This window comes from Paenibacillus terricola, from assembly GCF_014779765.1.
Lineage (GTDB): Bacteria > Bacillota > Bacilli > Paenibacillales > Paenibacillaceae > Paenibacillus_T > Paenibacillus_T terricola.
Genome location: NZ_JACXZA010000001.1, coordinates 809,543 through 822,081, shown reverse-complemented (window position 1 = coordinate 822,081; position 12,539 = coordinate 809,543). Strand labels below are relative to the sequence as shown.

Annotated in this window: 3 protein-coding genes; all 3 read right to left on the bottom strand. The window is 55.3% G+C overall.

Annotation, left to right across the window (positions count from 1 at the left end):
• Positions 1-10: 10 nt before the first annotated feature.
• The 3 genes from hisS to H8B09_RS03520 all read right to left on the bottom strand — a co-directional run bounded on the left by hisS (position 11) and on the right by H8B09_RS03520 (position 12,502).
• On the bottom strand, positions 11-1,264 hold the full coding sequence (gene hisS / locus H8B09_RS03530) for a histidine--tRNA ligase (protein ID WP_191202072.1): 1,254 nt from the start codon (positions 1,262-1,264) through the stop codon (positions 11-13).
• 311 nt (positions 1,265-1,575) lie between these two features.
• On the bottom strand, positions 1,576-1,734 hold the full coding sequence (locus H8B09_RS03525; RefSeq protein ID WP_191202071.1) for a hypothetical protein: 159 nt from the start codon (positions 1,732-1,734) through the stop codon (positions 1,576-1,578).
• A 139-nt stretch (positions 1,735-1,873) separates the two neighbouring features.
• A complete protein-coding gene (locus tag H8B09_RS03520; RefSeq protein WP_191202070.1) occupies positions 1,874-12,502 on the bottom strand; it encodes a non-ribosomal peptide synthetase in 10,629 nt (3,542 codons plus the stop codon).
• Positions 12,503-12,539: the final 37 nt, after the last annotated feature.

Below are 12,539 nucleotides of genomic sequence, written 5' to 3'. Positions count from 1 at the left end.
TAGGTTCATGCTATTTGCTGTTCGCAATTTCATTGGCTAGCTGTTCGAGTTTCACGAAACGCTGCTCGCCCGTTGCCATCTCTTTCAATGCGATTTCGCCGCGCTGCAGCTCGTCATCGCCGAGAATGGCTGTGAAGCGTGCCTTGAGACGGTCAGCAGACTTCATCTGCGCTTTCATCTTGCGGCCTTGGTAGTCCCGCTCAACCGACAGCCCGCGCATGCGCATGCCGTAGATAAGCTTCGACACTTCGCGTTCAGCCGCTTCGCCAAGGGCGACGACGTACGCATCGATCGCATTCAAGTCCGGCAGTTCTGTCTGCTGGTGCTCCAACAGCAGTACTGTCCGTTCAAGGCCAAGTCCAAGCCCGACGCCCGGCTGATCCGGACCGCCGATTTCGGATACGAGTCCGTTGTAACGGCCGCCGCCGCCGATCGTATCGATCGCGCCGATGCCTTCCGCTTTGTACTCGAACGCCGTGTGCGTGTAGTAATCAAGACCGCGCACGAGACGTGGATTGACGGAGAACGGAATGTTCATGTCGCTGAGGTACATTTGGACTTTGTCAAAATGCGTGCGGCACTCGTCGTCAAGGCTGTCGACGATCGAAGGCGCACCCTCGAAATGCGCTTGGTCGACTTTGCAGTCGAGCACCCGCAGCGGGTTGCGGTCCATCCGCGACTGGCAGTCTTTGCACAGCAGGCTGCGCTTCGGCTCCAGGAAGCTGAGCAGACGCTCGCGGAATGCGGCGCGCACAGCTGGTGTGCCAACAGAGTTAATTTCAACGCGAACGCCTTTCAGGCCTACTTCCGTGTAGAACGTATAGCCTAGCGCAATCACTTCCGCATCAAGCGCCGGATCAACAGCACCAAGCGCCTCGATGCCGAATTGATGGAATTGGCGGTAACGACCAGCTTGCGCACGCTCGTAGCGGAACATCGGTCCGATGTAATACAGCTTCGTCAGGTCCGGTTCGCCGTACAGCTTGTTCTCGACATAGGCGCGAACAGCGCCTGCCGTTCCTTCCGGGCGAAGCGTCAAGCTGCGATCGCCGCGGTCGGTGAACGTGTACATTTCTTTCTCGACAATGTCCGTCGTCTCGCCTACACCGCGCTGGAATAGCTCGGTCGATTCGAAGATCGGCGTCCGGATTTCACGGAAGTTGAATCGGCGGCAAATCTCGCGCGCCTTGCTCTCAACGAACTGCCAGCGCTCAACTGCGCCCGGCAGGAAGTCCTGCGTTCCCGGCGGTTTCTGGAATGCCATGTGAATCCTCCTAAAAGCAAATTGCTTACTTCATAGTCGGTGCTGCTTGCGGCAATTTGCTTGCTTCGTAAGCATACGCTTTAGCAAATTGCTTACTTCATAGTCGGTGCTGCTTGCAGCAATTTGCTTGCTTCGTAAGCATACGCTTTAGCAAATTGCATCATATCCATTTCATAACTTCAAGCTCGGTCAGTCGGCAAGCTACTGCACAAATAAAAAAACTCCCGCCCCCGACTGCCGAATCATTCGGTCAATCAGGGACGAGAGATTGTCGTTGTTCTCCCGTGGTGCCACCCACATTCCGAGTCTCGTCACAATAGACCGTTCGTTAAGACTGGCCTATGATCGAAGAATCGCTCATAACGGTTAACGCCCGTAACACGCGAAGCGGCTAATGACAGCTGCACCAACTCGTCTGCTAACAGAAGTGCGCCATGCTTGTGTTCACCGTTCGTCCTCAGGGAAGTCATTCGCCTCGCCACCATAAAGACGCTTGCAGCCTTGGCGTCTCTCTCTGTGTACGTGTACGCGGGTACTTGGTCCCATCATCGAATCATAACTTATTCCTTTAAATTTTACTCGCCAACTAATCTGAAGTCAAGCCGCTGACTAGAAATCAAACGTTTCTTCGAACAAATCAGGCGCAGAATCGGCATGATTCACCGAATTTCTTGCAACATCAGCAGCGGTTTTAGCCGAATCGTCGTTGGATGACAGTGTACTTAAGGCTGCAGCCGGCGCTTCAACTGCTCCTTCAAGCACCCGCTCCATGCATGCGACTAGTCCCAGAATGGAAGCTGCGCGGAATATGGCGCTTCGATACTCGAAGATCAGCTCATATGCACCAGCCCGTTCTTCCACTTGAACCGCAAGATCCAGCTTCGCGGAGCGAGTATAATTCGCAATAGGCTGCCAGCTTAGGTCTCCCGCTTCAGTCGGACTGTCTACAGTATCCTGCATAACGAACAACGTATCAAACAACGGATGACGTGCAGCCTCCCACTTAACAAACCCTAGTTCATCGAGTTCTTCCACAAGCACTTCAGCCGGATAACGGGAATGATGCAGCACAGCCACAAGCCGCCGCTTCACGTCCGCAAGCAATTCCTCGAATGTCCTGGATGATATAGGCCTGCCTCTTAAAGGCACAACGTTAAGCAATAAACCTGTCGTGCGCTGCAGATCCGCATGGCTTCGGCCTGCCACTGGAATACCAATCATCGTATCTTCACACGAGGTCCACCAGCTGTATGCCGCCTCATAGGCAGCGAGCAAAACCATGAAAGGCGTACAGCCAAATTGCTGAGCCAATGCTCGAATCCGATCCGAATGATTGGCGGACAACGTCAGCCCTACTGCGTCAGCTTGTTCTGCCTGCCTCGGAGTGATTGTGGACCTCGGAATATCTGCAGGTACAACTCGTACAGGAATGCCATCTTCAAATTGGCTTAACCACCAAGTCTTCGACTCTGATAAACTTCCATCCTTAAGCGAGGCGTGCAACCACTCCGTATAATCCTTCTGCTGCAGATTGGGGGCAGATGGCTGACGCCCCTCATAGAAGTCAGCTAAGTCTTGCAGCAGAATGACAGCGGACAGACCATCGGATACAGCATGATGGATATCGAATAACAGCAGGAAAGAATCATCCGATAGCTGCAAAGCGTCCAATCGGAACAGCGGTGCCTCCCTTATCGAAAACGGCTTGCGCCAACGCTCAAGCAGAGAGTCGATAGAATCGTCGTCGATGAACGGCGGCAGCTCGTAAGCCTGTAGGAATTCATCAAGCTCCCATATCGTCAGCGGCAGCTGTTCGACCTTCGGATGTATGATCTGGACCGTCTGGCCGCCCCGCTGCTCGAATGACGTACGCAGAGATTCGTGCATATCGACCAGCTCGTACACTGCACGCAGAAGCCTGTCGCGGTTCAACTCACCCTTGCATCGAAGCACCGTTGTCATATGATAGGACAAGCTGCTCGGCTGCAATTGCTGATGGAGCAGCATACGCTGCTGCGCTGCCGATACCGGATAATAGGGTCGCTCCTGCGCACGCGGGAAAGAATGATTAGACGGAAGTTCAGATTGCGACACGAGCGCTTCATCAATCAAGGCTGCCAATCTACGAATGGTAGTCACTCGGAACAGCGTCAGCAATTCAAGCCTTATGTGGAACCTCTCTTCCATACGAGCATTTAAAGCTACCGCCCGCAGCGAGTTGCCCCCAAGCTCAAAGAATTCATCGTCGATACCGATCTCCTCGCGCTGAAGCAGCGACTGCCATAGCTCGGCAAGCACTTGTTCCGTCTCGGTCGTCGGACCTTCATACTTCGTTCCAGTGTCTAAGGTCAGACCTATTCGAAGCTTCGGCAGCGCTTTGCGATCTGCCTTGCCGCTTGCAGTCAGCGGCATCTTGTCCAGCTGTACGAAAGCTTCCGGCAGCATGTAACTCGGAAGCGCTCCGGCACAATGCTTGCGCAGCTCACCCGCTGTACAACTTCGATCCGCGACAAAGTAGGCGCATATCGAGCGATTGCCCGATTCGTCCTCTACTGCAACAGCTACGGCTTCAGATACGGGTTCGCAAGAAAGCAGCGCTCGCTCGATTTCGCCAAGCTCGATGCGATAACCACGGATTTTGACCTGATCATCGATCCGCCCCATATACTCAAGCATGCCTTCATACGTCCAGCGAACCAAATCGCCCGTGCGATACATCATTGCGCCCTGCTTCATTGCGTAAGGGTCCGGAATGAACCGCTCAGCCGTCAGCTCTGGACGGTTCACATAGCCAGCAGCGACCTGCACGCCGCCAATGCAAAGCTCGCCAGGCACTCCGATCGGCTGCAGCTGTCCATTCCCATTGGCAACATACAGCTTCGTATTGTCGATCGGCTGACCAATGGGCACCGAACGCAGCGATACGCCTGGTTCACATTCATAGACGGTTACGTCAACCGTAGCTTCGGTCGGGCCATATAGATTAATCAGCCGAACGATCTCATTGTCGGCACCAGCACGAGAACGCATCACTTCGTAGAACCGCTCCACATGACTTGGCTGCAGCGCTTCGCCACTGGCGAATACATGCCTTAAAGTGCTTAGTGAGTTACGCAGCTTGTCAGCCGACATGGACTGCAACGATTCATTGAATACGGCGAGCATGGAGGGTACGAAATGCATCGTCGTTATGCGATGCCGCTCGATCAGATCCAGCAGCCCGGCAGGATCCTTCTCTGCACCTGGAGGAGCTAACGCAACCGAGGCGCCGGCAAACATCCACCAGAACAGTTCCCAGACAGACACATCAAAGCTGTAAGGTGTTTTGTGCAAAATCACCGCTGATTCATCAAGCGGATAAGCTCTTTGCATCCATCCGATCCGGTTCATAACAGCCCCATGACGAATCATAACGCCTTTGGGCCTGCCTGTTGAACCAGAGGTGAAAAGGATGTAGGCCAGGTCATCTTCGGTGACAGGCTCAAGCCTCATGCTGCCCGCAGCAGTGACATCCCGGTCGATGACTTCGCCAGTCGTAGCTAATACGAGCCGATTACGGTCTCCCAGTGAAGACTCTACGGCATCGATCCAAGATTGCTGAACGCAAATCACTTGCAGGCCGCTGTCCTCCGCCATGAATTGAAGCCGTTCAACCGGAAACTCTGGCGGCAGCGGCACATAAGCCCCGCCAGCCTTCAGGATGCCCATCACACCGGCGAGCAGTGCCGGCGACCGATCTGCCATTAAGCCAACAGCGTCGCCTCGTCGCACGCCGACTGCAAGAAGATGCTGTGCGATCGCATCGGAACGTTCATCGAGCTCGCGATAGGTGAGCTGACCCGCATCATACGAAGCGGCTATACGTTCTGGCGTCAGCTGTACTTGTCTGCGGAACATCTCGGTTAGCGTGCTCGCCCCCAGCTGCAAATCGATTGATGTATCATTAAACCGATGGAGCAGCATTTGCCGTTCAATCGGATCAACAATATCATGTGCGCCTACTGCTGCGCGGGGCGATTCCAGCAGCTGACGAAGCAGTTGTCCGAACATCGAGGTCCAACGATGCATAGTGGTCTCATTAAACAGCTGCTTCGCATATTGGAACGTCAGCTGCAGCTTCCCTTCCCGCTCAATAGCGGATAAGCCAACGTCGAATTGGGCCGTTCCGAAATCAATGTCCAGCTGGCGTATGGATAATCCATCTACAGCTGACAGTTCCGCGTGCGGCATATTCAGCATCGAGAACATCGCATCGAAAAGCGGGTTGCGTCCCATATCCCTTTCGGATGACGGCAATAGACGATCGACCAACCGCTCAAACGGCACTTCCTGCCCATCGATCGCTTTTGCAACAAGCGGCTTCGTCTCCAGAAGCAGCTGTTCGAACGATCGATCAACAAGCGGCGCAAGACGAATCGGCACCGTATTGACGAACAGGCCGACGAGCCGCTCTGTATCAGGTTGCGTACGACCTGCCATCGGCGCGCCGATCATCACGTCCTGCTGCCCCGATAACCGCATAAGCCATACTGCGTAGGCTGTGAGCAGCACTATGAATGGCGTCGTTTCGGTTCGGCGCGCTAGCGCATGTATGCCAGCTGTCCCTTCACGCTCGATCGTCAGATCGTAACGGATACCTACGCGATCCAAGACAGCTGGCCGCTCATAATCAAGCGGCAGCTCCAATTTCGGCAGACCATCGCCTAAACGATTGACTTGCCGCCGAACCAGCTCCTCGCTGCTCTTCTCCTCCCGATGAAGCCACGCCGCATAATCTTTAAACTGCAGTTCAAGGGGCTTGCTCTGTTCTTCGTTATAAAGCCGGATCACATCTTCAACCAACACATTGACGGAAACCCCGTCAGCAATGATGTGATGAATATCAAACAGTAAATAATGAAGTTCAGCTTCAGCCGTTTCAAGCAAAGCGATTCGCATCAGCGGCCACTCCGATAAATCAAACGGATGAACGAATTGTGAGGCTGCCTCAGCAACTGTCTGATTGTGCTGCAGTGGCTGCCGCCTATATACCTTCTGTCCATCAATCGAGGCCGGCGCTTCAATACGCTGCACAGGCTCGCCATCATACAAGACGATACGTGTGCGGAGCGCCTCATGACGCTCAATCAAACCGTTAACCGCAGCCGCAAGTCGCTGTTCATCCAGCAATCCGCGAAGCTCCAGCACAGTCGGAATATTGTACGCCGTACCCATCGGATCAAATTGCTGCAGCACGTACATTCTACGCTGAGCCGGTGTCAGCGGGTAGTGCGACGCTTCTGGCGCTGCAGTCAATCGAGGTATCGCTGCTTCTGCTCCTCCCATCTGCCGTTTCCGGTCGATAAGAATTGCCATGTCGCATAGGGCAGCGTGAACGAACAACTCCGTTAACGACAATCGAACGCCGAATTGGCGTACGATAGCAGACACAAGAGAAGCCGCGCGGAGCGAATCCCCGCCAACATCGAAGAACGAGTCCGATCTGCCAAGACTTATTCCGTCGCCGAACACTTCCAGCCATAGCTTCGCTAATGCCAATTCCGTCTCGCTCTGCAATGGATCTGCATGGGTCCGTTCAATATGAGCTGTCGTATGGCGCATGGACCATTCGGCAGCGAAATCAACAAGCTGTTCACCCGTAACGTAACGAAGCGCGGCAGCATAGGCGTAGTGAGCTAATGCCTCTGCTTGCTGAGCATCATCCGGCAGAAAGCCCCAGCTCCAAACCATACCTTCATCTGAAGGATGAGCGGCTTCGAACGTATTCGTCATCGATGCATCTTCAATGCTATTCCGATGATCATCGGTCCGAGCTGCTACTGCATCATTGCGAGCAGATTCGTGCTCATCGAATGCAATATGAGCAGGAGCAGAAGATATTTCATTGCGCGGCAGCGTGAATGCACCCTCTTCGCGCCACGCATCTCCGCCAGGCAGGGAGCGCAGATAAGCTGCGAACGGAGCATTTTTCGCCGACGGAATGAAATCGATTTGTACTAGCGTGCAGCCCCGATCATCCGCAATTGCAGCAAGTCGATCCAACACCGCATGCTCGATTCCCCTTCCAAGCACGCGACAGCTCATCATCAACGATTCAACACGCAGCACAATTCCTTCGACACGCGTAATCGCTAGTCCGACAAGACCATAGTCGCCGTATCGATCCGATGCTTCCAGTACGAATACTTGCCCAAGCGATGCCTGCTGAAGCATCTGCTCCTCGCTGCGTCTAACGCTTGTCGAATTGAACTGGTTCGTCCGGTAGGTGAGCTGCGATGCACGGGGTACGTCCTCCAACTGCAGCGTTCTAAACGCAACTCGAATCGACAGGCTGGCAAGATACTGCTCCATCGAAGACATGGACGCCTCGGCCAACCTGCGTTTCCGCTCCTCGCCGTATCGGTCAGCTCGCCGTCGATCCTCCTCCGTCACCTGCACACGATCCAATGCCCATAGATGATCCGCGAATGCTGTTAGCTGACCTTCCGTATCTTCTGGCACTTTGATCGTCAGCACCTGCGGGCACGCAGCCATCATCGCCAGACATTCCGCCGCATTATCGTCCAGGAAGACAAAGCTGTCCACCCCAACATTCAGCTCCTGCGCAATCGCCTGCACATGATCGGATTTCGAACTCCAGTCAATACGCCACGCGGCAAAATGATCCCGGGTCAGCAGCATGCCCGGATTGCGATCGAACACATCCCAGACATCGGACTCGTTGTTTTTGCTGCACAAAGCGAGAAGAAATCCTTCCGATCGCGCTTGAAGCAGCCTGCGCTGCACAGCAGCAAAACCAGGTGTTACCGTTACGCCTTCAGCGCCGTCTTCCCCGCAAACGCCTCGCCATAACGTGTTGTCCGCATCGACGGCAATGACTTTAAACGGCGAGGATTGGGTGTCGGCAACGAGCCCGCGAACGAGATGCGCTGCCATCGCAGCGTAGTAGGGCTCTGTATATGGAATATGACCCTCGGATTCCGTTACGGCATCTGCAATGACCTCAACGAAGTAGCGGTCTGCAGCACTCGAGAAGTCCACGACTGAGATGCCGTGCACGGCATCCGTTTCGCGCCAATGCCGATGCCATCTCGATAGTAATGCTGCACGCTGTGCATCCTCGATTCGCTGCAGCGATCCGGCAGGCGTTAGTCCTATAAATAAAGGAGCGTGATCCGGCCTTTCGCTTAGGAGCGTCGTCAATCTTGCCAAGTCCGACTCAAGCACAGCCAGCTGCTGCTCATTAACTTCCTCGCCAATCCAATCCTCTGGTCGGATAAGAAGCAGTCTTGCTGATCGAGCGCTATCGGTTACCGCTCCGCCCGGGAGGTCTGGCAGCAGACGAAGCACATCCTGCATCACTTGATTGAACGGTGCGAATGTGATGACCGGCTTCCAGCCAAACATTTGCAGCCAAGCCTGCAAATGTTTCTCCAACGGTTCAGCCGTAAAAGTCGCAGCGACATGAAGGTGAAAGATCGGTCTATCCGGCGATGAGATCGGCTTAGCCATGCTTTCCGGCTCCTGCACATCATTACGCATGCGCCGCAGCTCATATTCAGCCTCTTGCGCGGAACTTAACGGCTCCAGCTCTGCAAGCTCTGCCTTAGGGGCATCCGCCAGTGCAGTACATAGCAATCGGAATTGCGCAGCCATGTCAGCAATAGTCGATTCATCAAACAACGCCGCATCATATTCCCAGATGCCATGCAGTTCGCCTGTTGCCGCAATAAATAAATCGAGCTTCACATCAAGGGATGAGGTCGTGCGCGGCAGCGGATACTGCTCGAAGCTTATGCCGCCCGCTTCGAATGTTTCACTGCCCGCAGCATGATTATGAAAGACAAGCATGGCATCATAGATTGGCGAGCGGGAACGGTCCTGCGTCTCGCCGAGCTCAGCAACTAACTCGTCGAACGGATAACGCCCATTCACGTGCGCTTCGGTCGATGCCGCGTGCACCAAGCGGATAAAAGCTTCCGCAGACTGGTCTTCGTCAATGTGCAGCCGGATCGGAATGAAATTAATGAACACGCCTGCCGCTCCGAGCAATGCCGTGTCGTCCCTGCCATTCGCAAGCGAACCAACTATGACCTCCGATTGGCCTGCGCAGCGGCTAAGCAGCAAGCTATAAGCAGCGAGGAGTACGGCGTGCGCGGATACCCGACAAGCAGCCGCGATCCGGTGGATCGCACGAACGGTATCGGCAGATACGATAAATCGATGGCACCCGCCTTCCTGCGACTTGCGTGCCGGACGATTCCGATCAAGCGGCAGCGTCAGCTTCGGCAGTGGACCTGCCAACGTTCGGTCCAGCCAATAAGCTCGTTGAATCGCATTCTCCTCGCTGTCCAGCCAGGCTAGCTGGCGCATGACATAATCGCCATATTGCGCCGTAACCTGCGGCAGCGACTTCTGCTCGTAGAGTGCGACAAGCTCGCCCAGCAGCATCGCCAGCGAGGCGCCGTCAAGAATGAGATGGTGCGCATCGAATAGGAGCAAATGACGATTAGAAGGAGCGGACGCCAGACCAACACGCATGAGCGGGAGCTGCTCCGGTATGAATGGCTGAGCGAAGGAGTCCGCATAACTGCCCCAATCCGCTTCCGATTGAACCGTACTGCGCTCTAATCGAAATCGCGCAGTGGGATGTACCCGCTGTACAGGTTCACCGTCTTCCGTCCATTCAAAGGTAGTGCGTAACGCCTCATGTCGGCTTACAAGCGCTGCGAACGCCTGCTCCAATCGATCCAAGTCAACAGAACCGCTAAGCGTATAAGCGAGCGTCATATGATGATACCGCTCTGCACCCGGCTGATAGCTACTCAGCAGAATACGCCGCTGAGAACGGGATAACGGCAGCAGCTTGTCCAGCTCTTCAGCTTGGCCCTCTACATCTGTACTCATAACGTCTCGGTCCGCCGCTATCGACATTTCGACTTCAACCGACTCATCCAACGAAGGCGGCAGTTGCTCCTCCAGCAGCTCCGCTAATTCAGCTACTGTAGGCTGGAGAATAACATCGACGGCGCTGAAGCTGGCTCCTGTCGATGCTTCCAATGCACTCGCAACCCGAAGCGCGAGAATCGAGTCCCCTCCTGCTTCGAAGAAGTCCTCTTCAACGCCAATCGATGATAAACCAAGCGCCGTTGACCATGCTTCCGCTACCAGTTGTTCCGCACGTGAATATCGGCTGTCTGCTCGCCCAGTTAGTTGAACAACTGGCGCGGCATCACTGCCATTCGTAAGTTCCGATGAGCCCTCAACGGTATTCGCCGCATCTAAGTCAGCTATGCGGTCCGCAGGCTTACGATACCCTGCTTGAAGTTCAGCAGTTCCCTCCTCAATCCAACACCGAATACGATCAAATGGATAAACGGGCAAATGAACGGTATGCGCTGATGCGCCGGACCACAACCGCGTCCAATCAAGTGGTGCGCCTTCAGCATACACCCGGCCAAGTGCCGTCAAATTACGCAGCTCCGCGGACGAAAGAACTTCCCGTTCTTCGTCCCCTTTACGCGGTACGCCCAGCCAGCCGCCGCCGCTGTTCATGATCAAACCGGGCGTCAATGAATCTGGCAGCCGGTCCAGCGTCTCCGCAAGCTGCTGAAGACCAGCAGCGAGCTGCTCATGGCCGTGCGCACCTATTGCGATGCGCCAGCCATAATGGCCGCGTCCTACCGCTGCGGTATAACATATATCCGCGAGCGGCACTTGTGCGCCTTCCTCTCGAAGCCAATCCACATACCGGCCGATCAAAGCGCGCAGCGCGGTACGCGACTTGGCAGACAACGGCAGCAAGCGGGCTTCAGCAGGCCCCGTCTCGATGTCATCGCGGACAGATAGCTGCGGCGCTTCCTCCAGCACGACATGGGCATTCGTCCCGCTCATGCCGAATGAGCTGACTCCCGCCCGATAAGGCATTCCTTCTGCAACGCGAGGCCAAGCTTGCAGCGAGGCCGGGATATAGAGCGGTGAACGTTCGAATGGGATTTCGGGATTCGGACTGCGATAGTGAACAAGCGGAGGCAGCTCGCCGCTGCGCAGGGTGAGCACCGTTTTGACCAGACCAACAATGCCAGCAGCTGTATCGAGATGCCCGATATTCGTCTTGACCGATCCGACCGCACAGAACTGCTTGCGATCGGTATACCGCGCAAAGGCATTCGTAATGCCCGAAACCTCGATCGGGTCGCCCAGCTTCGTGCCGGTGCCATGCGCTTCGATATAACCGACGGTCTCCGGATCGATGCCCGCATCCTCCCACGCCGCGGCGATTACCTCTTCCTGCGCGCGTGCGTTAGGTGCGGTCAAGCCAATGGAAGCACCGTCTTGGTTAATCGCTGAACCGCGAATGACCGCATGAATGGCATCGCCGTCGCGCAGCGCTTGATCAAGCGGCTTAATGAGAATCGCAGCGCATCCTTCGCCTCCGCCCGTACCGTCTGATGCGGCATCGAATGTTCGCGCCTTTGCATCATGCGATTCGATGCCGATTCGGATGCCAAGATCGACAGGGAGCAGGTATGTCTTCACTCCGCCGACAACGGCCTGGTCGCACTCTCCTGAGCGAATGGATTGAATTGCCAGATGAAGCGCAACGAGCGAAGACGAGCAAGCGGTATCGACCGCCATGCTGGGCCCTTTGAAATCCAGCAGATAAGACAGCCTTCCCGCTGTAACGGCGGACAGATTGCCTGGTATTGCAAGCGAGAGCGAGGAAGGATCGCGCTCTGCGATTAACCTTTTGTAATCATGAAACGAGTCTCCGTTGTAGCCCATATAGACACCTGTTCGCGTTCCTCGCAGCCGATCGCCGCCATAACCCGCATCCTCCAGTGCTTCCCATGCCGTCTCCAGCCAGATCCGTTGATTCGGACTGATAAGGGAAGCTTCCTTCGGCGACAAACGAAAAAAGCGATGGTCGAACGCGTCGATGCGCTCCAAGTAAGCTCCGTCATAGTAGCCAGCTTGCCCGTCCGGGAGTCTTGTATCCGATAACAGCGACTCGACGTCTATCCTCCTGGCCTGAGGGAATTGGCCGACGGCATCCTGCCCTTGTCTTAGACTGCTCCACCACTCCGCGAGGGAGTCCGCCTGCGGCAGTCGGACGGACATCCCGATAATCGCGACAGCGCGAGAGGCGGACGGCTGAGCCACTTGCTCCACAGCCAGCGGCGCTTGTTCTTCATCGGTCAGCGACTCGTTCCACCATTCCAGCTCCTGCATCGTCATAACCGTCTACCCCTCTCTTCTAGTCGTTTCTAGCGAA